This window comes from Vreelandella titanicae (genome assembly GCF_014697095.1).
Lineage (GTDB): Bacteria > Pseudomonadota > Gammaproteobacteria > Pseudomonadales > Halomonadaceae > Vreelandella > Vreelandella titanicae.
Genome location: NZ_CP059082.1, coordinates 2,323,124 through 2,348,589 on the forward strand (window position 1 = coordinate 2,323,124; position 25,466 = coordinate 2,348,589).

At 54.6% G+C, this 25,466-nt stretch carries 22 protein-coding genes; 18 read left to right on the top strand and 4 right to left on the bottom strand.

Translation table 11 applies throughout. From position 1 onward, the window contains the following. Positions 1-10 precede the first annotated feature (10 nt). The 5 genes from HZS52_RS10680 to HZS52_RS10700 all read left to right on the top strand — a co-directional run bounded on the left by HZS52_RS10680 (position 11) and on the right by HZS52_RS10700 (position 3,855). Positions 11-1,699 carry a GMC oxidoreductase gene (locus HZS52_RS10680; RefSeq protein WP_190374715.1) on the top strand — a complete coding sequence of 563 codons (1,689 nt, stop codon included), beginning with the start codon at positions 11-13 and terminating at the stop codon, positions 1,697-1,699. Next, entirely contained in the window at positions 1,696-2,355 is a 660-nt protein-coding gene (locus HZS52_RS10685) for a gluconate 2-dehydrogenase subunit 3 family protein (protein WP_190374716.1), read from the top strand. Before HZS52_RS10680 ends, HZS52_RS10685 begins: the two co-directional genes overlap by 4 nt. A gap of 17 nt (positions 2,356-2,372) precedes the next feature. After that, entirely contained in the window at positions 2,373-3,176 is an 804-nt protein-coding gene (locus HZS52_RS10690) for a 3-keto-disaccharide hydrolase (RefSeq protein WP_190374717.1), read from the top strand. Between the two features lie 134 nt (positions 3,177-3,310). Further along, positions 3,311-3,583: a CopG family ribbon-helix-helix protein gene (locus tag HZS52_RS10695; RefSeq protein ID WP_022522277.1), complete on the top strand. Its 273-nt coding sequence runs from the start codon at positions 3,311-3,313 to the stop codon at positions 3,581-3,583. After that, a complete protein-coding gene (locus HZS52_RS10700; RefSeq protein ID WP_022522278.1) occupies positions 3,580-3,855 on the top strand; it encodes a type II toxin-antitoxin system RelE/ParE family toxin in 276 nt (91 codons plus the stop codon). Before HZS52_RS10695 ends, HZS52_RS10700 begins: the two co-directional genes overlap by 4 nt. Before the next feature lie 414 nt (positions 3,856-4,269). Here HZS52_RS10700 and HZS52_RS10705 read toward each other — a convergent pair whose 3' ends face one another. From HZS52_RS10705 to HZS52_RS10715, 3 genes are read right to left on the bottom strand one after another with little or no spacing between them, the layout of a single operon-like run. Further along, on the bottom strand, positions 4,270-5,496 hold the full coding sequence (locus tag HZS52_RS10705; protein WP_190374718.1) for a nucleoside permease: 1,227 nt from the start codon (positions 5,494-5,496) through the stop codon (positions 4,270-4,272). 42 nt (positions 5,497-5,538) lie between these two features. Then, positions 5,539-6,615 carry a sugar phosphate isomerase/epimerase family protein gene (locus HZS52_RS10710; protein WP_190374719.1) on the bottom strand — a complete coding sequence of 359 codons (1,077 nt, stop codon included), beginning with the start codon at positions 6,613-6,615 and terminating at the stop codon, positions 5,539-5,541. Positions 6,616-6,617: 2 nt separating this feature from the next. Further along, positions 6,618-7,796, bottom strand: coding sequence for a Gfo/Idh/MocA family protein (locus HZS52_RS10715; RefSeq protein WP_190374720.1), 1,179 nt, complete (start codon positions 7,794-7,796; stop codon positions 6,618-6,620). Positions 7,797-8,060: 264 nt separating this feature from the next. Here HZS52_RS10715 and HZS52_RS10720 point away from each other — a divergent pair, with 264 nt between their 5' ends. From HZS52_RS10720 to HZS52_RS10775, 12 genes are all read left to right on the top strand, one after another. After that, positions 8,061-9,059 carry a LacI family DNA-binding transcriptional regulator gene (locus HZS52_RS10720; protein ID WP_053857000.1) on the top strand — a complete coding sequence of 333 codons (999 nt, stop codon included), beginning with the start codon at positions 8,061-8,063 and terminating at the stop codon, positions 9,057-9,059. Positions 9,060-9,180: 121 nt separating this feature from the next. Beyond that, positions 9,181-10,191, top strand: coding sequence for a DctP family TRAP transporter solute-binding subunit (locus HZS52_RS10725; RefSeq protein ID WP_022522283.1), 1,011 nt, complete (start codon positions 9,181-9,183; stop codon positions 10,189-10,191). Positions 10,192-10,252: 61 nt separating this feature from the next. Continuing rightward, positions 10,253-10,732 (top strand): TRAP transporter small permease, encoded by a 480-nt coding sequence (locus tag HZS52_RS10730; protein WP_190374721.1) that lies wholly within the window; start codon positions 10,253-10,255, stop codon positions 10,730-10,732. Continuing rightward, a complete protein-coding gene (locus tag HZS52_RS10735) occupies positions 10,722-12,029 on the top strand; it encodes a TRAP transporter large permease (RefSeq protein ID WP_009287381.1) in 1,308 nt (435 codons plus the stop codon). The genes HZS52_RS10730 and HZS52_RS10735 overlap by 11 nt, the downstream gene beginning before the upstream one ends. 324 nt (positions 12,030-12,353) lie before the next feature. Then, complete coding sequence (locus tag HZS52_RS10740; RefSeq protein ID WP_022522286.1) at positions 12,354-13,334, top strand: TAXI family TRAP transporter solute-binding subunit; 981 nt, start codon at positions 12,354-12,356, stop codon at positions 13,332-13,334. A gap of 157 nt (positions 13,335-13,491) precedes the next feature. Beyond that, complete coding sequence (locus tag HZS52_RS10745; protein ID WP_190374722.1) at positions 13,492-16,086, top strand: TRAP transporter permease; 2,595 nt, start codon at positions 13,492-13,494, stop codon at positions 16,084-16,086. 11 nt (positions 16,087-16,097) lie between these two features. Beyond that, the gene (locus tag HZS52_RS10750; protein WP_027958076.1) at positions 16,098-16,526 is read left to right on the top strand and encodes a universal stress protein; all 429 of its coding nucleotides are present in this window, start codon (positions 16,098-16,100) and stop codon (positions 16,524-16,526) included. A gap of 324 nt (positions 16,527-16,850) precedes the next feature. Next, positions 16,851-17,669, top strand: a complete 819-nt coding sequence (locus HZS52_RS10755; protein ID WP_022522289.1) for a DUF2189 domain-containing protein — start codon at positions 16,851-16,853, stop codon at positions 17,667-17,669. A gap of 165 nt (positions 17,670-17,834) precedes the next feature. Continuing rightward, complete coding sequence (locus HZS52_RS10760) at positions 17,835-18,332, top strand: putative pterin-binding protein (RefSeq protein ID WP_051052028.1); 498 nt, start codon at positions 17,835-17,837, stop codon at positions 18,330-18,332. Beyond that, a complete protein-coding gene (locus HZS52_RS10765; RefSeq protein WP_190374723.1) occupies positions 18,322-20,568 on the top strand; it encodes a hybrid sensor histidine kinase/response regulator in 2,247 nt (748 codons plus the stop codon). The genes HZS52_RS10760 and HZS52_RS10765 overlap by 11 nt, the downstream gene beginning before the upstream one ends. Next, a complete protein-coding gene (gene nosP / locus HZS52_RS10770; RefSeq protein WP_190374724.1) occupies positions 20,549-21,715 on the top strand; it encodes a nitric oxide-sensing protein NosP in 1,167 nt (388 codons plus the stop codon). The genes HZS52_RS10765 and nosP overlap by 20 nt, the downstream gene beginning before the upstream one ends. Then, entirely contained in the window at positions 21,684-23,060 is a 1,377-nt protein-coding gene (locus HZS52_RS10775) for a hybrid sensor histidine kinase/response regulator (RefSeq protein ID WP_190374725.1), read from the top strand. Before nosP ends, HZS52_RS10775 begins: the two co-directional genes overlap by 32 nt. A gap of 10 nt (positions 23,061-23,070) precedes the next feature. On the opposite strand, the gene HZS52_RS10780 is transcribed toward HZS52_RS10775, so the two are convergent. Beyond that, positions 23,071-23,748 carry a response regulator gene (locus tag HZS52_RS10780; RefSeq protein ID WP_022522294.1) on the bottom strand — a complete coding sequence of 226 codons (678 nt, stop codon included), beginning with the start codon at positions 23,746-23,748 and terminating at the stop codon, positions 23,071-23,073. Between the two features lie 116 nt (positions 23,749-23,864). Here HZS52_RS10780 and exaC point away from each other — a divergent pair, with 116 nt between their 5' ends. Next, positions 23,865-25,385, top strand: a complete 1,521-nt coding sequence (gene exaC / locus HZS52_RS10785; RefSeq protein ID WP_190374726.1) for an acetaldehyde dehydrogenase ExaC — start codon at positions 23,865-23,867, stop codon at positions 25,383-25,385. The last annotated feature ends 81 nt before the right edge of the window (positions 25,386-25,466 follow it).

Here is a 25,466-nt window from a genome sequence, read left to right on the forward strand (position 1 = left end):
GAAGATGACCATGCCAGATAATCACTACGATGCCATCGTGGTTGGCTCAGGCATTAGCGGCGGCTGGGCCGCTAAAGAACTTACAGAGAAAGGCTTGAAGGTTTTACTGCTTGAGCGTGGGCGCAACATTGAACACGTGAAGGATTACCACAATGCCCATAAAGAGGCGTGGGATTATCCCCACCGCAATGAGCCGACCCAGGAGATGATCGCTAAACACCCCGTGCTCAGGCGCGACTACCCCCTTAACGAAGCCACCATGGGCATGTGGGCGGATGAACAGGCCAATCCCTACGTGGAAGAGAAGCGCTTTGACTGGTTTCGCGGCTATCACGTAGGGGGGCGCTCACTGCTTTGGGGGCGGCAAAGCTATCGGCTCAGCCCTATGGACTTCGAGGCCAACCAGCGTGAAGGCATCGCCATTGATTGGCCGATTCGCTATGAAGATATCGCCCCGTGGTATGACTATGTGGAGCGCTTTGCCGGTATTGCAGGTACTCAGGAAGGGCTAGATATTCTTCCCGATGGCGAGTTTCTGCCGCCAATACCGCTTAACTGCGTGGAAAAAGATGCCGCCAAGCGTATTAAAGAGGCCTTTGGTGGGCAGCGCCATCTTATCCACAGCCGAGTCGCCAATATTACCCAGCCAAAGCCGGAACAAAATCGCGTCAACTGCCAATACCGCAATAAATGCTGGCTGGGTTGCCCTTATGGTGCCTATTTCAGCACCCAGTCCGCCACGCTTCCCGCGGCGGTGGCCACAGGTAATCTAACGTTACGGCCATTCTCGATTGTCAGCCAGGTGCTGTACGACAAAGACCGTCAGCGGGCGCGGGGCGTTGAGGTGATTGACGCTGAGACCCATGAAGTCCATGAGTACACCGCTGATGTCATCTTCCTCAATGCGTCTACGTTCAACACTACCTGGATTTTGATGAACTCCGCCACCGATGTCTGGGAAGGGGGCTTGGGCAGTAGCAGCGGCGAACTGGGTCACAACGTGATGGATCACCACTTCCGCTGCGGTGCCAGTGGCGAAGTGGAAGGCTATCTCGACAAATACTACTTCGGACGCCGTCCTGCGGGCTTTTACATTCCGCGCTTTCGCAACGTAGGCGATGAGCAGCGAAACTACGTGCGCGGGTTTGGTTATCAAGGCGCGGCGAGCCGCGAGGGCTGGGATCGCGAAATTGCAGAGCTCAATATCGGCACTGATTTAAAGCAAGCACTTAGCCAGCCAGGCGGTTGGACGATCGGTATGACGGGCTTCGGCGAAATGCTGCCCGATCACGATAACCGCATCTCCCTTGACCACAGCGTTCGCGATAAATGGGGGCTGCCGGTGCTGTCGATCGACGTTGAACTCAAGCAAAACGAGCGCGATATGCGTCGGGACATGGTTCAAGATGCGGTCGACTTACTTGAGGCCGCGGGCGTGAAGAACGTCACAGGTGACGTAGGCGATTACGCGCCAGGCATGGGGATCCATGAGATGGGCACCGCGCGTATGGGCCGTGACCCGAAAACCTCAGTGCTCAATAGCCACAACCAGGTGTGGGATGCGCCCAATGTGTTTGTTACGGATGGCGCCTGCATGACGTCATCCTCTTGTGTAAATCCTTCTCTAACCTATATGGCGCTTACCGCTCGGGCGGTGGACTATGCGGTGGAAGAGCTGAAGCGGGGGAACCTGTCATGAATCGTCGCGAATTACTCAAAATGATCGCCCTGACGACCGGTACAGCGATGATTGGAGGCAAATCCCTATTTGCCTTTAGCGATGCTGGCCAGTCAGACCATCCCTTTAGCAGCCGTGATGTAGAGCGACTGGACGAGCTTGCCGAAACCATTCTGCCGAGAACCGATACCCCAGGTGCTAAAGACGCTGGCGTCGGGGAGTTTATGGCCCTGTTCGTCAGCGACTGCTATACGCCCTCAGAAAGAGAGGTGTTCTATTTTGGTTTAGCGCAGCTTGAGGCGCGTAGCCGAGCGGCTTACGAACGTGATTTTATAGCGCTGAGTGGCGAGCAGCGCATAGAACTCGTAAACGAGTTGGATCGCGAAGCGATGGCGCACGCCCAGCAACAGGCCCGCAGAAAGCAGCCAACCCCTGCTGAGGCACTGACTGCAGAGACCCAGACTGCGCAAAATCAAACGGCGGAAACCCAGTCATCCCAGGAGCACGCGGATAGCGAGGAAGCGTTTCCACACTACTTCACTATGATGAAGCAGCTAACGCTGTTCGGCTTCTTCACCTCAGAAGTTGGCGCGACTGAAGTCTTGCGCTACGAAGCGGTGCCAGGCCGCTACGAGGGCTGCGCGCCTTATAACGGCGAGCCTGCTTGGGCTACTTAATGGAGCGGAGAGCATTGATGAAAAATCAGCAAACCTACGATTTACAAAGTCGCGCCTATGCCCTAGCGCTTTGCTTACTGGTCTGCGGCAGTTTGTTGGCATTCGACAGCGCGGCACAAGAAGACGCCTCGAAAGAGGCGCTGACACCCGAGCAGCAATCTACCAAAACCGAAGTGTGGGAGCCTGTGCCTCCTTTGGTTTCAGTGCCTGAGACGGGCGTTCCCTCCGATGCCATCGTGCTATTCGATGGCGCCGATTTAGACGCATGGGAATCTGAAGAGGGCGGGCCAGCCGAGTGGCACGTGGAAGAGGACGTGATGACGGTGAATCGCGGCGCGGGAGGAATACGCACACGCCAGGATTTCTGCGACGTGCAGCTCTACCTGGAGTGGCGAGCACCGGCCGATATCGATGGCATGGAGGGTCAAGATCGTGGCAATAGCGGCGTCTTCCTGCAGGAGCGTTATGAAGTGCAAGTGCTGGACTCCTATGACAACCCGACCTATCCCAACGGCCAAGCGGCATCTATCTACAAACAGCATATTCCGTTAGTCAACGCATCCCGCCCGCCCGGTGAGTGGCAGAGCTATAATATCCTCTACACCGCGCCACGTTTTGATGATGAAGGCGCCCTTGAATCGCCTGCCTACATCACCGTTCTGCATAACGGCGTAGTGGTTCAGCACCATGCTGAAGTGCAAGGCACCACCGAGTGGATTGGCGAACCCAATTACGAAGAAGCCCACGGCTGCGCACCCATTTACCTGCAGGATCACGATGCGGACGTTAGCTTTCGAAACGTTTGGGTGAGAGAGTTATAGTCAGGCGCTTTTAAGCACCCTCAGCGAGCAAGCCCAGTCTTCTGATGCTAGATATATCGGGGACTGGGCTTTTTTGTATCGCCCTCATTGACTATGCTGTAATACATTGTAGTCGTTGGGGTGAGGATATAGATATGGGTGTCACTACAGTTCGTCTTCAGACAGACGTTGAACAGCATCTGGAAGCTATCGCGAGCAGGCTCCACCGGAGCAAAGGCTGGGTGATCAACCAGGCGTTGTCGGAATACATCGAGAAGCAACAGCTTGAGCAAGAGCGTTGGAGGCAAACGCTGGAGGCAATGGAGTCTGCCGCACAGGGGAAGGTGGTTGATAGCAGCGAGGTTCATCGTTGGCTCAATAGCTGGGGAACCGAAAATGAGCAGGATGCACCGAGGTCGGGTAGGTGAAACTGGTTTACACGGATGAAGCCATTGAAGATTTGCAGCGCCTTAGAGAGTTCATCGCCATCCATAATCCATCAGCAGCAGGCCGGATAGCAGCTGAGCTGGTCGGCAAAATCGACTTACTGCCAGACTTCCCTAAAATGGGAACGCCGGTTGAAATGGCACCGGATTCTGTTCGTGACATGGTCTTTGGTAAGTACGTTATCCGCTATTCAGTACATCCGAGCGTCATCATTATTCTGCGCGTATGGCACGAACTGGAAGGTGAGCGTTAGCCATTAAGCCAGCTGCGATTCCCGGCTATGGCAAAATAGAAGTGAAAAGAAAGCGGATTTGGTTATGTATTTACGTTTAACCGAAAGGGAGTTTTATGGACGGCTTTGTTGAAGAGATAGGCAGGGGGTTTTTTTAGGGTAATAGGTTACATACTGGCAGAGATATTCTTTAGAACAATTTGTTACTGGGTTGGTTGGCCAATCTGCAAGCTAGTTACTTTGGGAAAATATCCTTCGGCGTCTGAAGTGATATATCTCAATGAGCATAGGAGTCGAGCCGACGGCGCTTTGTGTGCAGTAGTGGGTTTGCTTGCGTTGATTGTGTTGGCTCTGTATCTGTTAGGACAGTTTTCGTACAAAGCTTAGTAAGCCGGGCACCGCCAATGCACCCGACTGTTTTTATGCTCTATACCCTTACACGTTAGACTTAGCCGTTACGCTTTTATCGTTTTTAAAGGTGAGGTAGAACAACACCAGAACCGCGATAGCAAATACCGCTGGGAACATCCAGATGCCTTGCCAGTCATGCGCGCCGTTGGTGGAGAAGTGATCGGTAATCTGACCGGCTACCCAGAAGCCTATTAGCATGCCTACCCCGTAAGTGGCCAGCGTGATCATGCCCTGGGCAGAGCTTTTAAACTTCTCCCCTGCGCGGGCATCGGTGTAGATTTGGCCGGTCACGAAGAAGAAGTCGTAGCACACGCCATGCAGTGCAATACCAATCAAGAGCATAAACACCATCTCATCGGCGTTACCGAACGCAAACAGCGCATAGCGTAGCGCCCACGCCAGCATACCGATCAGCAAGGTTTTCTTGATACCAAAGCGATGAATAAAGACCGGTAGCAACAGCATAAACAGCACTTCCGATACCTGGCCCAGGGTCATTTTGCCGGTTGGATTGGTCACGCCGATCTCTGCCAGAAAAGGGTTGGCGTTTTGGTAATAAAATGCCAGCGGAATACAAATCAGAATAGAGGCGATAAAGAAGATGGCGTAGTTGCGGTCTTTTAGCAGGGCCAGTGCATCTAGCCCTAGTACTTCTTTTAAGCCAACCGGGCCGTTTGCTTTAGGCGGCGTGGCGGGCAGGCTAAAGCTGTATAGGCCTAGGGCTAATGATGCGATAGCGCACATCAAAAAGGTGTTACGCAGCATGCCGTCGGCGATGCCTTGCGAAGAGTCCCAGGCGAATAAGTAACTGATACCCAAGCCCGCGATAATCCAGCCAATGGTTCCCCACACGCGGATTTTAGCGAACTCCTGGCTTGGGTCGCTCATTTGGCGGAAGGAGACCGAGTTAACCAGCGCCAGTGTCGGCATATAGATAATCATATACATCAACACCAACGGGTAAAACGTACTGAAATCGCTGGCGACATACAGGCCGTACATTAAAGCAGCGCCCGCCAAGTGCAGAACACCGAGAATACGCTCGGCGTTGAAATAACGGTCAGCGATCAAGCCAATAATGAAAGGGGCAATAATCGCTCCCCAGGATTGGGTGGAGAAGGCCATGCCAATCTGGCCACCGCTAGCGTTGAGATTATTGGCCAGGAAGGTGCCCAGGGTGACAAACCAGCCGCCCCAGATAAAGAACTGCAAAAACATCATGATGCTGAGTCGTGTGCGTATCATAGCCATGACGTGATCCTTTGTTGTGGTTGTGATTAAAAAAACAGTCAATTAACGGTGTGAAGGAAGACCAAGAATTCGACGGTTGCGCGAAACACTGGTAGTGACACCGGCAAAATCATCAAAAGCGCGATCGGCGGGTTGAATCAGATGGGCTTCGATAAAAGGTGCGCCCTCTGCAGCGCCTTGGGCGGCGTCTTTAATGCAGCACTCCCACTCAAGCACCGCCCAGCCATCAAATCCGTACTGCGTCAGGCGGCTAAAAATCCCGCTGAAATCGATCTGCCCATCGCCTAATGAACGGAAGCGTCCAGGGCGCTCTACCCAACCCTGGTAACCGCCATAAACGCCGCTGCGGCCATTGGGGTTAAATTCAGCGTCTTTAACGTGGAACATGCCAATACGCTCGTGGTAGCGGTCGATAAACTCGAGATAATCCAACTGCTGCAGCAGTAAGTGACTGGGGTCATAAAGAATTTTCGCCCGTGGATGGTTGTCCACTGCCGCCAGGAACCGCTCGAAAGACGCACCGTCGTGAAGATCCTCGCCAGGGTGAATCTCAAAGCACAGATCAACACCTGCCTCATCAAAGGCATCCAGAATTGGCCGCCACCGCCGGGCCAGCTCGTTGAACCCTTCTTCGACTAGCCCCTCAGGACGTTGGGGCCAGGGGTAAACAAAGGGCCATAGCAGCGCCCCGGAAAACGTCGCGTGAGCCGTTAAACCAAGCCGTTGGCTGGCTTTGGCAGCCAGCTTTAGCTGCTCAATGGCCCACTCGGTACGCTCCTGAGGCTTGCCGTGTAGCTCAACAGGCGCAAAATCATCGAATAAGTCGTCGCAAGCGGGATGCACGGCGACCAGTTGGCCCTGTAAGTGGGTAGAGAGTTCACTGATCACAACGCCGGCTTTTTCACAGCGGGCGTTTAACTCATCACAGTAACTTTGGCTTTCAGCGGCCTTGTGCAGGTCGATAAAACGACTGTCTGCAGTGGGTAGCTGAATGGCTTGATAGCCCTGTTCGGCCGCCCAACGAGCGATACCGTCGAGGCTATCGAAAGGCGCTTCGTCGCCGATAAACTGGGCCAGGAAAATGGCGGGCCCGCGGATGCCTTGATGGGTGTTGGGCATGATTAGGCTCCCGTTAGTTGAGTGGCAGGCAGTGGCGTCCATTTCTGTTCGCTTTTGGCGCTGGTGGTGACGGCCTCGATAAACGCCATGCCACGTAGCCCGGAGGCCATACCGGGAACGCCCTCAACGTCGCCTTGCTTGCCTTGATGAATGGCGTGGGCAAAGTCGCGGTAAAGGTTGCCGAGTGCTTCCAGATACCCCTCTGGGTGGCCGCCGGGTAGGCGCAAGCGCTGCATCGCGCTGGGGAAAAGGTCGGGTTGGTCGATGCCCGCACGGAGGGTGCGCATCGGTGCTTGAAGCGGGCGGTAGAACAGGCTGTTGGGCTCCATTTGGTGCCACTCCAACGCCCCTTTGTCGCCGTAAATACGTATTTTAAGTGCGTTTTCTTCCCCGCTGCAGATCTGGCTGGCAATGAGGGTTCCGCTGGCGCCTTGTTCAGTGCGCAGCAGTACATCGCCATCATCGTCTAATTGGCGGCCATCGGCGTGGCTGGCAAGCGAGGCGCAGAGAGCGCTAACACGATGTCCGGAAATAAACTCGGCGAGGCCGAAAGCATGGGTGCCAATGTCGGCCATGCAGCCGCTGATACCTGCGAGCGAAGGGTCGGTGCGCCACGCGGCTTGTTTATTACCCTGCTGTTCTAAACGCTCGCCTAGCCAGCCCTGGGGATACTCCACATGAATTTTGCGAATGCTACCTATTTGGCCCTCGCTCACCATTTCTCGGGCTTGCCATACCATGGGGTAGCCTAAGTAGGTATGCGCCAAGCCATACAGGCAGCCGCTGGCATGCCAGCTTGCTGCTAAGCGCTGAGCTTCTTGGAGTGATACTGCCGCCGGTTTTTCGCAGAACACATGAAAGCCTGCCTGCATGGCCGCTTCCGCGATCGGCACGTGAAGATGATTAGGCGTTACGATCACCAATAACTGCATGCGTTGTTCGGCGGGAAGTTGCTGCTCGCCTTCCAGTAATTGCTGCCAGTCAGCGTAAATACGCTCGTCGGGGAGGTGGCACGCTTCGCCAGTCAGTTGGTTGTTATCCGCCGAGCGGCTAAAGGCTCCACATACCAGCTCGCAGGTATCGTCGAGGCGAGCAGCTAAGCGGTGAACTTGGCCGATAAACGCCCCTTGTCCGCCGCCGATCATGCCTAAGCGGATGCGGGGTTGATTGGGTCGCGGCATAGAGAGGCTCCTGCTTTAATAAAGCGTTTGATTTTTCAGGTGGCGCTTGGTCAGGCTGTGCGGGTATAGTCGGCAATGTAACCGGTTACATTTGGCTTGAAATTAGGGCTTCACGCTATAAGCGTCAATGCGACAAAGGTCTATCGGTGCGCGCGAAGGGTTGGGAAATCGCGCGCTGAGTTTAACGCTGGGATACGTTAAGCTGAGATGAATAATGCCGCGCAACCATCTGCTTACGGCGATTACCTAGTGATAAGGGAGGCCATGACCAATATACGTAAGGTCGCCGAGTTGGCGGGGGTATCGGTAGCGACCGTATCACGCGCGTTAAAGTCGCCGGATATCGTCTCACCGGCCACCCGGGAAAAAGTGCTGAAGGCCGTTGATCAAGCGGGCTACAAGCCTAATTTGATGGCGGTTCAGTTTCGCTCTCAACGTACTTATAACTTAGTGGTATTGGTACCCACGATCGCAAACACCTTTTTTGCGCGGGTAATCAGCGGTATTCAGGAAGCTGCCCAAGAACGCGGCTACGGCGTTCTGCTGTGTAATACGCTTGGTAATGAGGCGATGGAAACCCAATACGCCAGTTTAGTCAGTACCCGCCAGGCGGATGGCGTGATTCAACTGCGTGCTTTTAACCCTTTTTCTGAAAAGGCGTTTCCTGCTGGGGCGGTATTGCCCATGATCAATGCCTGCGAGGTGCTGGACGATGCGCCCTGTCCCACCGTCAAACTCGATAACCGCGCGGCAGCCCGGGAGGCCACCGAGCACTTGATCTCCCTGGGGCATCGTCGAATTGGCATGATTAAAGGGCCTCGTCGCAGCCCCTTGACCCGTGACCGCCAACAAGGCTACCAGGATGCGTTGAGCGCAGCGGGCATTCCGTTAGATGAGTGCCTGCTTTGTCCTGGCGATTTCACGCCACGTTCTGGTTATCAGGCGGCTGAAACGCTTATGGCTTTAGCGGAGCGCCCCTCCGCCATTTTTTGTGAAAGCGATGAAATGGCCATAGGCGCTATAAGCCGTATCAAAGAAGCGGGCCTGCGGGTGCCGGAGGATATTTCGGTGGCAGGCTTTGATGATATTGCGTTTGCTTCTTACAGCGACCCGCCGTTGACGACGATTGCCCAACCGGCGGAAGCCTTCGGACGCGAAGCTGTTGCGATGTTGATCGAGGTGCTGGAAGGAAGGCAAGTAGACAATTTGGTGTTGCCATATACCCTGGTCTCAAGGGCCAGTACTGCAACATGCCGACCTTAGGCGACTTCCTTTCGCGCCCTAAGTGCATACAATAAGTGGGGCTTTCTCGAAAAGCTTCACAACTGCTGTCCACGCACACCACTAAACGCACATCATAAAAATAGCTAAAAAAGGATCTACCATGACGCTGACACGCCCAATGGCTCGTTTAACCGCTGGCTTGGCCGGTGCGGCTCTGCTGACCGCCTCCCTTTCTGCACAAGCACGCGAACTCTCGGTTTCTACGGTTTTGTCTGACGCTTTCCCCTGGGGGCAGGCGGCTGAGAAGTGGGCCGAACTAGTTGAGGAGCGTAGCGACGGCGAGTTAACGCTGCGCGTTTACCCCAACTCTCAACTGGTTTCCGGTGACCAAACCCGCGAATTCTCCGCAATGCGCTCCGGGTTGATTGATGCCGCTGTGGGCTCGACCATCAACTGGTCGCCCCAGGTGCCGGAACTTAATCTATTCTCTTTACCGTTCTTCATTCCCGATGAAGCCGCCGTTGATGCGGTTACCGGTGGTGAAGCAGGGGAGTTGGTTTTTGAAGCAATCGAATCTCGTGGCGTTATCCCGTTAGCCTGGGGTGAAAACGGTTTCCGCCAGGTTTCCAATTCTCGCGGGCCGATTAGCCAGCCAGACGACTTGGACGGCCTGAAAATCCGCGTTGTTGGCTCGCCGCTGTTCCAGGATACCTTCTCGGCATTGGGCGCCGACCCCACCCAAATGAGCTGGACAGACGCTCAGCCTGCGCTGACCACCGGCGCCGTTGATGGCCAGGAAAACCCACTCTCTGTGTTTGACGTCGCGCGCATTGATCAAGTCGGCCAGGAGCATTTGACACTCTGGAACTACATGAATGACCCACTGATTTTTGCGGTCAATCAGCAGGTATGGCAAACATTGAGCGAAGAGCAGCAAACCCTGCTGCGCGAAACCGCGGTAGAAGCGGGTGAGTGGGAAATCACCATGACCCGTGAAGAAGAGGGCGAGCGGCTTGCGGCGATTCAAGAGCGCGGCGTCACAGTAACCGAGCTTTCCGATGAGCAGTACCAGGCGTTTGTCGATGCCACCCAGTCCGTTTACGAAAAATGGGCGCCGCGGATTGGTGAAGAGGTGGTAGAGGCCGCACAAGCCGCTATCGACGCGCGTTAATTACTTTTGATGTTCAAACTCCCGGCCTTGAAGGCTGGGAGTTTTTTGCTGTGAGGCTGCCATGAAAGGCTTTCCTGATGCGCGCCCTGAACGTTGGCTGGGCGCGCTGGCATTAATCATTATCTCATTGATTAGTCTTGGTAATGTGATTACTCGCTACTTAACCGGCGGCTCTTTTTCATTTACCGAAGAGTTTTCTGTGTTTTTGTTGGTAGTCCTGACCTTTGCCGGTGCCTCGGTGGCGCTGCGGCGTAACCGCCATATTCGTATTGGCTTTTTGGAACGGGCATTGCCGCTCAAGTACCGTCGTGCACTGATCCTTTTTCAAGCGCTTTGCGGTGCCGCCGTGCTGGGTTTGATCACTTGGTATGGCGGCAAGATGGCCTGGCAAGAGTATCAGTGGGAGTCGCTGTCACCAGGGCTTGGCTTGCCTCAGTGGTGGTATTTAGTCTGGCTGCCCGTGCTTTCTGCGGCCATGGTGTGGCGCTTATGCCAGCAAACCGCCGACCGTTTAACGGGGAGGCTCACCGATGAGCCCTGATGTGTGGATGATACTGGCGTTTGCGGGGCTGCTGATAGCGGGGGTGCCGGTAGCGTTTTCGCTGGCGCTCTCCGGGGCCGTTGGCATCGTGCTGGGTTTGTCACCGGACATGCTCGCAACGATGGGTACCAATACCTATAACAGTATTGCCAAGTACCCTTTGATTGCGATTCCGCTGTTTATCTTAACCGGGCTTATTTTTGAACGTTCCGGTGTAGCGCTGCGTTTAGTGCGTTTTGCCCAGGCTTTGATTGGCCCGCGCCACGGTGGCTTAGCCTTGGTGGCGGTGCTGGTGTGTATGATTATGGGCGGAATGAGTGGCTCAGGCCCTGCTGATGCCGCGGCGGTTGCGATGGTGATGCTGCCGAGTATGACCAAAGCGGGCTACCCCAAGCCGTTTTCCGCCACGCTGATTGCCGCCTCTGCCTCGACGGCGATTCTCATTCCCCCTTCAGTGGCGCTGATTCTTTACTCGATCGTGGTGCCGGGCGTCGATTTACGCGCACTTTTCGCAGCAGGTTTATTTCCCGGTATTCTGGCGGGGCTGGCGCTACTGGTGCCCGCTATGCTCGTTTCCAAACGCTACGGTTGGGAGGGCGGCACACCCATAGAGGGGGCTGAAAGGCTAAGTGTGCGATCCACTTTTAAACAGGCGATACCGGCGCTGTTTGCCCCGGTGCTGATTTTGGGGGGGTTGCGTTCAGGGCTGTTTACACCCACCGAAGCGGCCGTGGTAGCCGTTGCTTATGGTGCGATTGTCGGTTTGTTTCTAACCCGCGAGCTGTCGCTGCGTGATTTATGGGAGCTATTGGGTGAGGCGGCGATTATTTCCGGCGTGGTGATGCTGATTATCGCTCTGGCGGGGATTTTTGCCTGGGCAGGCACCATGCTGGGCACCTTCCGCCACTTGGCGGAATGGATTATTAGCCTGACCGATAACGGCGTTTTGCTGCTAATCCTGGTGATGTTAGCAGTGTTGGTCGCTGGGATGCTGTTGGATGCGATCTCGATTTATTTGATCATGATGCCGATTTTGATCCCCGTGATGCAGCATTTTGAGTGGAACCCGGTGTGGTTTGGGATTCTGTTGGCGATGAATATTGCCATTGGCCAATTTACCCCGCCGGTGGCGGTGAATTTGATGGTGACCACCGAAGTGGCCAAAATTCGCTTGGAGCAGACCATCGGATGGGCGCTGCTGTTTGTCGTTGCAATGGGCTGTGCGCTAGCGCTAGTGGCAATCTTCCCCGCTATCGCGCTATGGCTGCCGCGCGTTTTGGGCTATAACGTTGACTAATTTTGCTTACCCTTTTGCGTACCTTATGCAAAGGCGGTATAGCAGTTAACGTTCCCTAAACGATGAAGACCGCTACACTGAGTATTAGACGACAGCGAAATTCATTATTTAGCGTATTACATTTCGCTAATTAGGTTTTTTTCGCTAAAGTAATGCTAGCAGGCAGCTTATGGGTCGCCTGTAACCGTTTGTCTAGAAAATAGAATGTCTTGAAAACGTTTTGGAACAAGGGCACCTGAGGGAACGGTTCATCAGGTGAGACCAAAGCGTGCGATGCTCGTAACATCAAATACGCTCACAACATCAATACAAAGAGGTGTGTTCATGAAACGCCATGTATTTTCCACTACTGCTTTCTCCGGTGCGCTACTTGCCGCCGCTGCTTTCGCCTCACCGGCAATGGCACAGGATGACGAGCAATTCATCACCATTGGCACCGGTGGCCAAACCGGCGTTTACTACGTCGTGGGTCAGTCGATCTGTCGTTTGGTTAATCGTCTCGAAGACGCCGATATTAAGTGTAATGCACCTTCCACCGGTGGTTCTGTCGCCAATATCAATGGCATCAAGTCCGGCGAATTGGACATGGGTGTCGCTCAATCCGATGTTCAGTATCAAGCCTACAACGGCACTGGGAATTTCGAAGGCGAGCCCTACGAAGAGCTGCGTGCGGTGTTCCGTGTCCACGGTGAGCCGTTGACGCTGCTTGCGCGGGCTGATTCTGGCATCGAGACGCTCGATGACTTGGAAGGCAAGCGTGTCAACATTGGTAATCCAGGTTCGGGCCAGCGCAACACCATGGAAGTGGTGATGGAAGCCAAGGGCTGGACTGAAGACACCTTCTCGTTGGCATCTCAGCTTGATGCTGCCGAGCAAGCGGCGGCACTCGCTGATAATAACGTCGATGCCATGGTATACGTGGTTGGCCACCCCAATGGCTCCATCCAGGAAGCCACCACCACCGTTGATGCTCGTCTGATTCCGTTGAACGACGAAGACATTCAAGGCATCGTCGATGAATATCCTTACTACGCCGCATCGGTAATTCCGGGTGGTCTGTATCGCGGCAATGACGAAGATGTCGAAACCTTCGGCGTGGCAGCGACCTTTGTCACCACCGCTGAGGCTGACGAAGAAGTGATCTATCAGACCGTCAAGGCGGTTTTTGACAACTTCGATCGTTTCAAGCGTCTGCATCCGGCCTTCGAAAATCTTGATCCAGAAGAGATGGTGAGTGAAGGGCTTTCCGCACCGTTGCACGATGGGGCAGCGCGTTACTACCGTGAACAAGGCTGGATTGAGTAATCCAGACGCCTAAGGTGATACTACCTTAGTAAGAAATGCGCGGTTACCTCAGGGTGCCGCGCATTTTGGTTTAGAATGTTGATAGGGCGTTTAAAATGTTGATAGGGCATTTCGATATGGCAATGATGCGTCAATCGACTCGGAGCGGGGCAGGCAGATGACAGACGATAAGAACAGGCCTTCGGGAGCCGGAGTAGACTTGGAGGATATGGTCGCCTCTAGCGACACAGGAGCCCGCAAGCCAGCCGGCATGCCCGGAAAGCTTTTGGTAAGCATTGCGGCAGTGTGGTCTCTTTTTCAATTGTGGATCGCTTCGCCAGTGCCCTTCGTCCTTGGGTTTGGTGTATTTAGTGCCACTGAGGCGCGTTCTATTCACTTGGCCTTTGCGCTTTTTTTGGCGTATATGGCTTATCCGGCACTCAAGCGCTCCCCGCGCGACCGTGTTCCGATTCAGGATTGGGTGCTTGCAGCGGCGGCGGCCTTCTGTGGCGCTTACATGTTTATGTTTTACGAGCAGTTATCCCAGCGCCCCGGCGCACCGATACTGCAGGACGTTATTATTGGCATCGCAGGGATACTGCTGCTGCTCGAGGCGACACGTCGAGCGCTTGGCCCGCCGTTAATGATTGTAGCGTCGGTTTTTCTTCTCTATAGCCTGGCTGGCCCTTGGATGCCGGGTATTCTTTCCCATGGTGGGGTGAGCCTCTTTGGCTTGATTAATCACCAGTGGTTGACTACGCAGGGGGTCTTCGGTATCGCTCTGGGGGTATCAACCAGCTTCGTGTTTCTGTTTGTGTTATTCGGTGCTCTGCTCGATAAGGCCGGCGCTGGCAATTACTTTATCAAGGTGGCGTTCTCACTATTGGGCCACTATCGCGGCGGACCAGCGAAAGCTGCCGTGGTGGCCTCGGCCATGACCGGTCTGATTTCCGGCTCCTCGATTGCCAATGTGGTGACCACCGGCACCTTTACCGTGCCGATGATGAAACGTGTCGGATTTTCCGCGGAAAAGGCGGGCGCTGTTGAAGTGGCGTCATCGGTCAATGGACAGATTATGCCTCCGGTGATGGGGGCGGCCGCTTTCTTGATGGTCGAGTATGTGGGCATCTCTTATGTCGAGGTGATCAAGCATGCCTTCCTTCCCGCGCTGATCTCCTATATTGCGCTGGTCTACATCGTTCACCTTGAGGCCCTCAAGGCCAACATGAAGGGGCTGCAAAGCAGTAACCCACCTAAGCCGCTGGTCAATAAAGTGATTGGCTTTCTCGGTGGCTTGCTACTGATGATGGGCACCGCCCTGGCTGTTTATTACGGCCTTGGCTGGCTCAAGCCGGTACTGGGGGATGCGACCCCCTGGGTGGTAGCCGTTGGACTTTCGGTCATTTATATCGCCCTGCTCAAACTGGCGGCCGGTTACCCAGAGCTCGAGCTCGATAACCCTAACCAACCGATCTTTACACTGCCCCAGACCAAACCGACGGTGCTGGTTGGCTTGCAGTACATCCTGCCGGTTATTGTGCTGGTGTGGTGTCTGATGGTGGAACGTTTATCGCCAGGACTGTCGGCTTTCTGGGCCACCGTTTTCATGATTCTCATTATTCTGACCCAGCGCCCCATTACGTCAATCTTTCGCGGACGCAGCGATATGAGGGCGGATCTGCGTGAAGGCGCGATGGATCTTTGGAATGGCCTGGTCACTGGTGCCCGCAACATGATCGGCATTGGCATTGCCACGGCCACCGCCGGTATCATCGTCGGTGCCGTCTCCCAGACCGGGGTGGGTCTGGTGCTAGCCGAAGTGGTGGAAACGCTGGCCATGGGCAACTTGATGCTAATCTTGCTGCTTACCGCTGTGCTTAGCTTGATCCTCGGCATGGGGCTGCCTACGACAGCAAACTACATCGTCGTATCGGCACTACTGGCACCGGTCATCGTCAACCTGGGCGCTCAAAATGGCTTGCTGGTACCATTGATTGCGGTACACCTGTTCGTGTTCTACTTCGGCATCATGGCCGACGTTACCCCACCGGTGGGGCTGGCCTCCTTTGCGGCGGCGGCAGTATCCGGTGGCGATCCCATTCGAACCGGTTTCCAGGCGTTCTATTACAGCCTTCGTACAGCGGCGCTGCCGTTTCTGTTTATCTTCAATACCGATCTGCTACTCATCGATGTGACCTTCCTTCAGGGGGTGTTGATCTTTGTGGTGTCGACCATCGCCATGTTGATCTTCGCTGCCGCGACCCAGGGCTTTATGATTACGCGCAACCGCTGGTATGAGTCTATCGTGCTGCTGCTGATTGCGTTCACGCTGTTCCGGCCTGGTTTCTGGATGGACATGATTCATGATCCCTACGAATCCATCCCACCCGCGCAATTCGTCGAAGCGCTGGGTGATGTGGATGAAGACTCCACTTTGCGTTTGCAGATTGCGGGTCTTGATGATTATGGCGATCCCATGACCACTTACATGACATTACCGGTACCTGAAGGCGAAACAGGTCAGGAGCGGCTCAATAACCTGGGCATGGAGCTATTTATTGAGGATGGCACGGCAACCGTTGATATGGTGACCTACGGCAGCCAAGCGGCAGAGCTCGGTTTCGACTTCGATCAAGAAATCATCGAAGTTCTGGCCCCCGTCGACCGCTGGACTAAGGAGCTAATGTGGATTCCTGCCTTCTTGGTCTTTGGGTTGATCGTATTGATGCAGCGTCGGCGTCGCGATAACACGCAAGCTGCCGCCACCGCATGAAGGAGAGTGCCATGTATAGCAAGATCATGTTGCCGGTGGATTTGAACGAGGAGTCTTCCTGGTCGAAGGCGCTGCCCACAGCCCTGACGCTATGTCGAACTTTTGGCGCCTCGCTTCATGTGGTGACGGTACTGCCGGACTATCGTATGCCCATGGTGGGCTCCTACTTCCCCAAGGACTTCTCCAAAAAAGCGCATACAGCGATCACTGATGCGCTCCATGACTTTATCAAGACGAATGTGCCCGACGACATTCAGGTACAAAGTGTCATTGTGGATGGCTCACCTTGGGAGGCCATTATCAAAGCCGGTAAGAAACTGGACGTCGATCTAATCGTCATGGCTTCCCACAATAAGCGTAAGTTTGTCGATTATGTGCTCGGCCCCAATGCAGAGCACGTTGTGCACCATGCCAAAATGTCGGTAATGATTGTGCGCTAGACATTCAGAGCGTCACGTACGGAAAACCCAAAACTCCGGGCAGTTGCTCGGAGTTTTTATGGCCGTCCGTCGCGCGTCTTGACTATATCGGTTTTTACTAACGCAGCAATTTAATTGGCGGTTGACAGCTGTTTCGTGGATTTTTTGTACGCGCATCTCAAAGCGTCACCCCAAACAGCGTTGGTCAGCTACATTAAGAGGGTATTAACAAATAATGTTAAGCCATTAATTTAGTGTTAATACCGTCAACGGGTAATGAGTGTTGATGCCTTAGAGGTAAATCCTGAATCCAGGGTCTATATCAGGAACAACAGGAGTGATGCCATGAATGCGGCTACAACAAAAACAAACCACCATGCGGATCAACCCAGCGTTAAAATCACTATTAACAAGGTTGGATTGGATCGACCCAGGGCGTGGTTGGCTGCTGGCGTAGAGGATTTTCGTCGGGCAACGGTAGTGAGCCTCTCTTATGGCATGTTTTGGGTGGGGTTGAGTATTGCCATTACTCTTGGCGCCTTCACCATGGGCTACTGGTACTGGCTGCTGCCCATGATTGCCGGGTTTATGTTTATTGGCCCGCTGGTGGCAGTAGGCTCTTATGGTATTAGCCGAGCGTTGGAACGTGGACAAGTACCTAACCTAGGTGATGCGTTTGGAAGCTGGAAGCCCCATGCTGGTCAGCTGGCGATGATGGGCGTCATGATGATGATCTTCTTCCTCGCTTGGATTCGTTTGGCCACGCTGCTGTTCGCACTATTTTTCGGTTTTGAAGTGCCTAGTCCCGCGTCGCTCTATACTGCGCTGCTGACCACCTCAGAGGGCCTGGGCATGTTGGCAGTGGGCACAGTTGCAGGCGGGATTTTAGCCTTTGGCGCCTTCGCCATAAGCGTTGTAGCGATTCCTACCTTGATGGATCAAGACCTAACCTTTATGGAGGGGATAGAAGCTAGCGTACGCTGTGTCGCGCGTAACTTTCGCGTGATGCTGTTATGGGCGGTGATTCTTACCCTGTGCGTTCTGGTTGGCGTTATGACGTTTTACATTGGTCTTGCACTTATTTTGCCTGTGCTAGGACATGCCAGTTGGCACGCCTACGAAGATTTGGTGCGCTTTGAACCCTTCGAGAAAATCAAATCGTAACCCTAGTGTGAACAGTAAATAACGTTTCAGTGACGAAAAAAACAGTATTTGCCCTGACCTGCTTAAGGAGATGGCGTAACCTTTACGCTGTCTTCTTTTATTGTTCCTGGGAGCTATAACCAGCGGGCAACCTTGCGTGAGGTGTTTACTGTGAAAGCGTGGTTAATGGGGTGGGCCGTGCTGATGTTCAGCGCTCCCCTGGTGGGGCTTGCTGATTCAGTCGATGAACTAGACGTGCCTAACGGGCCCGTTATTTTGACCGTCAGTGGTAACATAGACCTTACCAATGTGGGGAGTGAAGCGCAGTTTGACCGGGCCATGTTAGCGGCTTTACCACAGTATGAATTTGATACCAGCACGCCGTGGACAGAGGGCCGAAGCCACTATAGTGGCCCTTTAATGCGTGATCTTTTGGCGCTATTAAGCTCCGACAGTGATGCGGTTCACGTTTCCGCGCTGAACGGTTACGAAGCCGAAATACCGGTCAGTGATTTTATTGAGCACGATGTCATCTTAGCCATCGAAAAAAACGGTGAGGCGATTCCGATTCGCGAATATGGCCCTTTGTGGGTGCTCTACCCCTTTGATCAAGATGAAGTGCTGTTAAGCGAAAAAATCCGCTTTAGAGCGGTATGGCAGGTTATGCATATTAATGTTCTCTAGCGCTCCTAGTGCGCAGGCTTCCAACCTACTGCGTTATCCTCGCCGTTTTAAGCTCGTTGCCATTGTCGCGGTGTTACTGTTCGCTGCGGCGTTGGTCGTCGCTACCTTGGCCGCTTGGCGGCAGGAAAATCTAACCCAAAGCCTGAGGGAAGATACCGCCTGGGTTGTTTATAAGCTGGATCGTGATGCGGTACAGCTACTTAATCATTTATTGGCGGCAACCCGCGAGCCGATAACTCCGACGGCTCACGAGGAGCTAAATCTTCGCTTTGAGCTACTTTATAGCCGTATAACGCTGCTTAACGACGGCGAAGTCAGCAACTTGTTGCAGCAGATCGATACCGCCCGTGAGCTACTGGAAGAAATTCAGCAGCAGCTTGATGTGCTGGATATCATATTCGAACCCTACGGCGTGTTTGATCAACTGCCGATAGCAGCGCTGGAAGATGAGCTACAGGTACTAACGCAACTGACTGAACGCCTGGTTATTGCTATTAACGGCTATTTAGCCGAATCGGCGACGGAGGAGCGTGCCCAGCTCAGCCTGCTTTACAAGTTGCTGATGAGCCTGATTATTGGCATGAGCTTAGCGGCGTTTCTGGTGATTGCTTTTTTGGTGCGTGAAATGCGTGAGAGTGCGGCGATAAGGCGGAGCCAGGAGCAGCTTGGTCGGCAGTTGGAAGTCACCGCCAAACAGGCTCAGGCGGCGAATCAGGCAAAGTCAGACTTTTTAGCCATGGTCAGCCATGAAATTCGCACGCCGCTGAACGGTGTTATCGGCATGAGTGAGCTGCTGCGTGAATCCGCCAGCCCCGCTCAGGTAGAAGATTACGCTCATACGATCCACGACAGCGCCAACCAATTGCTGGCGATGATCAATGAAATTCTCGATTTCTCAAAAATCGAAGCAGGGCACTTAACCCTTGAAACATCGCCTACGGAACTCAAGCCGCTGGTCGATAGTGTTGTCGTGCTATTTGCGCCCCGAGCAAAAATGAAAGGGTTAACGCTATCGGTCAATGTCGATGCACTGGTGCCTGCCTGGGTGCTTGTCGATGCAGGTCGGTTGAGGCAAATTTTGCTTAACCTAATTGCCAATGCGATTAAATTCACTGATCACGGTGATGTCAGCGTACGAGTCTCTTCGACGGTGGAGCAGTTACTGTTTGAGGTCAGTGATACGGGCTGTGGTCTAAGCGAACAGCAACAGCAGCGTCTATTTGAGCCTTTTCAGCAAGCGGATGAATCGGTGGCACGTCGATTTGGGGGTACCGGGCTAGGGCTGGCAATTTGCAAACGGTTAAGCGAAGCCATGCAAGGGCGATTAGGGGTAAAAAGCCAATTAGGCCAAGGTAGCACTTTCTGGTGTGAGTTGCCCTTGATCGCCGCCGACCCCGTATCCAGTACGCTGCCCCCATCCCCCAAACGGGACTTTACCGGCACAACACTGCTGCTGGTAGAGGACAATGCCGTTAATCGCAAAGTCGCGATGGGCTTGTTGGCGCGCTTAGGTTGCGATGTCGTCTGGGCCGAGAACGGCCATGATGCCTTGGCCATGGCCGAATCCCAACAAGTGCATTTGATCTTTATGGATATTCAACTGCCCGATATGGATGGCCTGGCAGTCACCCAGCGTTTGCGGGAACAGGGTGGCTGGCTGGCCAGTGTGCCGATTGTTGCCATGACGGCCGGGGGGGCTGAAGATGACCGTAAACGCTGCCTGGCGGCGGGCATGGATGATTACATCACTAAGCCACTGTCGCTTGCGGCGTTAAGTAACGTGTTGGCATTACAACTTTTTGCAACCCCAGACGCAACGCCTTTACAGGCATTAGCGGTCTCTCCTCCGTTAACCAAGCAGCAATCACTCCTTAACAGCGATACCCTTGGCATGCTGAAAACGACGCTAGGGGAGGCGAGCGTTACACAACTGATCATGCTATATCATCAGCAAGTAAGCGATTACTCCGCTCAGTTGGCTGCGTGTTTGGCCGCTACTCCCCTAACGTCAGAGCAGACACAGCAGGTTGAGCGGCTTGCCCACCAACTGCGCGGCGAGTCATTGAGTATGGGCGCCGACCAGCTTGCCGAATTGGCGAAGCAGCTTGAAAAATTAGCTGAAACGCAACATGCGACATCCAAGCAGTTTGATGATGCGTTCTGCGCGTTAAGACTTGCAGCGGCGCATACATATGCCGCACTAGAGAGGTGGTGCCGTGACCACTTATCAGGTTGAGCAGGGTATTCTTACTGCGGCCAGTCAGCAGGCTAATGCTTGCCAGGCAGCGGCGGAGTTAGCCGACGCTTTACAGCACGAACACTTGGGGTTCGTGCTGTTCTTCTGCAGCGCGGAGTATGATTTAACTGCCCTAGCAGACGCGCTGGAAAGTAGTTTTCCCACCACGCCGCTAAGTGGCTGTACGACGGCTGGGGAAATAACCCCTGGAGGCTATGACCGCGGTTCCATCGTGGCGATTGGGTTTGATCGCCGACTGTTTGCCATTGAAACGGCGCTGATCGACGACCTGGAGCATTTTGAACTAGCCAACGCTCAACCGCTGGTCGATACGCTGTTGGAGCAGTGCCGCCAACAAACCATCGCGCCGATTAACGAACACAGCTTTGCGCTGACGCTATTGGATGGCTTATCCAGCCGTGAAGAGCAGGTGCTCGCTACCTTAGATGCCGCCCTAGGCCGTATCCCCAGTTTTGGCGGCTCGGCGGGTGACGACAATCACCTTAGCCATACCCATGTGTATACCGCTGGGCGCTTTTATACCCGTGCAGCAGTGGTGGTGATGATCAACACTCGGCTGCCTTTTGAAGTATTTTCAACCCACCACTTAATACCATTGGCCCACAAACTCGTAGTGACCGAGGCTGACCGCGAACAGCGGCGGGTGATAGAACTCAACGGGTTGCCTGCCGCCCAGGTATATGCCGAACTGGTAGGTAGTGCGCCTGCGCAGCTCAACGCTGGCATTTTTGCCCGTCATCCATTAGCCGTACGCATCGGCGGCCAGCACTACGTGCGCTCTATTCAGCGTGTTAATAGCGACAGTAGTTTGAGCTTTTACTGCGCGGTGGAAAACGGCATTGTACTGACCGCCATGCAGCCCACGCCGCTACTGGATAATCTCAGCGTGATGCTTGCTGGAGTAGGTGCCCGCCTAGGCGCGCCGAGCATGATTATTGGCTGCGACTGTTTTCTACGCAGGATGGAGCTCGAGGCGTTACAACAGTTGGATCAGGCATCGCAGTTGCTGCGCCAGGCAGGCGTAGTGGGGTTCAATACGTACGGTGAACAGCATCATGGTATGCATGTGAATCAAACGTTTACGGGGGTGGCGTTTGGATCTCTTCCAACTAACCACAAACACTGACGCGGCGGATGTCGCGGCGCTGCGGGAAGAGAACCGTCGCTTGCGTAAAGTGTGCCAAGCGCTGATGGAGCGGGTGGAAACGGGAAGCGGTGCCGACCCCGCGCCCTATGCCGCGTTTGAACGCTCAGTGTTACTTGCCGAACAGGTGCGTGAGCGCACTGATGCGCTGCACCGCACCTTAGACGAACTGAGCCAGGTCAATACGCGCCTACTGGCCGCGAAGGCCGAAGCCGAAGCCGCTAACCTCTCCAAAACGAAATTTCTGGCGGCGGTCAGTCACGATTTGCTTCAGCCACTCAATGCCGCCCGGCTGTTTGCCAGTGCGTTAGAAACCCACTCGCTTCCTGATACCTCACAAGCTCTGGTCGGCCATATTGGCCGTTCGCTGAAAGATGTTGAAGGCTTGATAGGAACGCTAGTGGATATCTCGCGTTTGGACGCAGGCGTACTCCACGCCGATAAAGCGCCCTTCGCGGTGAGCACGCTGCTAGATGCGCTGGCAGAGGAGTATCGCCAAGTGGCCGGGGTGCGGGGGCTGACACTGCACTACGTGCCTTCCAGTGCGGTGGTCGAGTCGGATCTAGCGTTGCTGGCGCGAGTGATCCGCAACTTCTTAAGCAACGCGGTGCGCTATACCGAGCAGGGGCGCGTGCTGCTGGGCTGTCGGCGGAGACGAGATGGCCTGGAAATTATGGTGGGCGATACCGGCCCCGGGATCCCTGAGCAGCAGCGGGAAGCGATCTTTCTGGAGTTTCGCCGCGCTAATCAGCCCAATAGCTCCCACAGCCGCGGTTTGGGGTTGGGTCTAGCCATCGTTGACCGGATCAGCGCCATGCTGGGACAACCGATCTCGCTCGCCTCTAGCCCTGGCGCGGGTGCGCTATTTTCGATCACCGTGCCCTACGCGACGGCCGCGCCGCCTGCAGTGGCGAGCACTCATTATACGCCGCTGCCTGACGTTGCAGAGGATCCGCTAAGCGGCTGTGTCATTTGGGTGATTGATGATGACCTGGCGATTATAGAAGGTATGCAGGCGCTGCTGGGCAGTTGGGGGTGCCGAGTGCGCGCCGCCACCACGGTGAGTGCGTTGGAGGCTGCCAGCGACGGTGAGCGACCGTCAGTATTGCTGGTGGATTATCATTTGGGCGATCACCGCGAAACCGGCATTGAGTTGGCCGCGCGACTGCAGCGCCGTTATCCAGGCTTGGCAGCGGTGGTGATTACTGCCAATCACGAGGCGGAGATTAAGCGTGCGACCCGCGAAGCGGGCATGTACTGCTTGCTCAAACCGTTAAAGCCCCTGCGGCTGCGCATGCTGCTAGCCACACTGCTCAATAAAGCCTAACGGATGCCGCCTAACGCGTGCGGTTGGCCCGGTGAAAGCTTAGATCCTCCTCGCCTGCGATCACAATGGCGTGAACCCGACTCGTGGCATTCAGCTTGCGCAGAATCGCCGAGACATGGGTTTTGACGGTCGTTTCGGCAATCAACAACTCCCGGGCAATGTGCTTGTTCGACATGCCTGTCGTCATGCACGCCAACACCTCTAACTGCTTATCGGTTAAACGCGCCAACCGCTCGCTGGTCGATGAAGCATTTGCAATGGGTGGCACCGCAGAAGTGCGCGGTGCTGGGCGACGCATGATATCGGGCGGTAGGTAGAGCTGGCCTTCAAGAATCTGCGTTAACGCCGCCAGCAGCGCTTCCCGGGGTGTGGATTTGGGAATATAGCCCACCGCGCCGAGGGTAATGGCATCGAGTACCAGCTGGCGCTCTTGATGTGCAGAAACAATCGCCACCGGCAACCAGGGAAATGCCTCCCGCAGTGCTGTCAGCCCCTCTAAGCCTTCCGCATCCGGAAGGCTTAAATCCAGCAGCAATAGATCTAACTCTGTTTGCGCTTCAATCAGCGTTATTGCATCAGCAAGGCTCTCTGCTTCCAATAGCAGGCTGCCTGCCAAGCCCCCGCTAATCACGGTTTGTAGCGCGTCTCGGAACAGCGGATGGTCATCCGCCACCAACAGGGAATACATGGCGTCTCCTACCAAGGGATGAGGGCTAATCCTGCCATCGGGCTATATCGCCATTTGCTTTAGTGAACAACACTGTCAATGCACCTTTAATAATCATAATACTCAGGAGCAATACAATGATCTACGCCAACCCTGGTGATACCGGTTCTGTGGTGTCATTTGAAAAACGCTATGGCAACTATATCGGCGGCGAATTTGTTGCCCCGGTGAAAGGCCAATACTTCGATAATATTAGCCCCGTCAATGGCCATGTCTTCTGCGAAATCCCCCGCTCAACGGCAGAGGATATCGATAAAGCGCTGGATGCGGCCCACAAAGCGGCACCTACCTGGGGGAAAACATCCGCCCAAGAGCGCAGTAATATCCTGCTGAAAATCGCCGATCGTATTGAGCAAAACCTTGAAGCCCTCGCGGTGGCTGAAACCTGGGATAACGGTAAAGCCGTACGCGAAACCCTCAATGCGGATATACCGCTGGCCGTTGACCACTTCCGCTACTTTGCGGGCTGTTTACGCTCCCAAGAGGGCACCGCGGCAGATATTGACGCCAATACTGTCTCCTACCATTTTCACGAGCCGCTGGGCGTGGTGGGGCAGATTATTCCCTGGAACTTCCCAATCCTTATGGCTGCCTGGAAGCTGGCACCTGCACTGGCGGCGGGTAACTGCGTGGTCTTGAAGCCTGCAGAGCAAACGCCTGCCTCGATTCTGAAGGTGATGGAAGTGATCGGTGATCTGCTGCCGCCTGGCGTGCTCAATATCGTCAACGGCTTTGGCGCTGAGGCAGGGCAGGCGTTGGCAAGCAGCAAGCGCATTGCCAAGATCGCCTTTACCGGCTCTACCCCTGTTGGCTCGCATATCTTGAAATGCGCGGCGGAAAACATCATTCCCTCTACCGTGGAGCTAGGCGGCAAATCCCCCAACATCTACTTTGCCGACATCATGAACGCCGAACCGACCTTTATTGATAAAGCAGTCGAAGGCTTGGTACTGGCGTTCTTTAACCAGGGCGAAGTGTGCACTTGCCCATCACGTGCGCTGATCCAAGAGAGCATGTACGAGGAGTTCATGGCCAAGGTCATCGAGCGCACCAAAACCATCAAACGCGGCAATCCACTCGATACCGACGTGCAGGTGGGGGCCCAGGCATCTCAAGAGCAGTTCGATAAAATCATGTCCTATATGGATATCGCCCGGGATGAAGGCGCGGAATTCCTCACTGGCGGTAATAAAGAGACCATGGATGACAGCATCAACAGCGGTTACTACATTCAGCCTACGCTGCTGAAGGGTAACAACCAGATGCGCGTTTTCCAGGAGGAGATCTTTGGCCCGGTGGTGGCGGTGACCACCTTCAAAGATGAAGAGGAAGCGCTGGCGATTGCCAATGACACCGAGTTTGGCTTGGGCGCAGGCGTGTGGAGCCGTGATATCAATGTCGCCTTCCGCATGGGTCGTGGCATTCAGGCTGGTCGTGTGTGGACTAACTGCTACCATCAGTACCCCGCCCACGCGGCCTTCGGTGGTTACAAAAAATCCGGTGTTGGCCGTGAAACCCATAAAGTTGCCCTTGAGCACTATCAGCAAACCAAAAACCTGCTGGTCAGCTACGATATCAACCCGCTGGGCTTCTTCTAACCTGCCCCGTTTTCCTATGTATAGCTAGCCACACCGCCCGGCGCTAGTCGGGCGGTATGTCAGTTCCCCTGGCGCTGACTC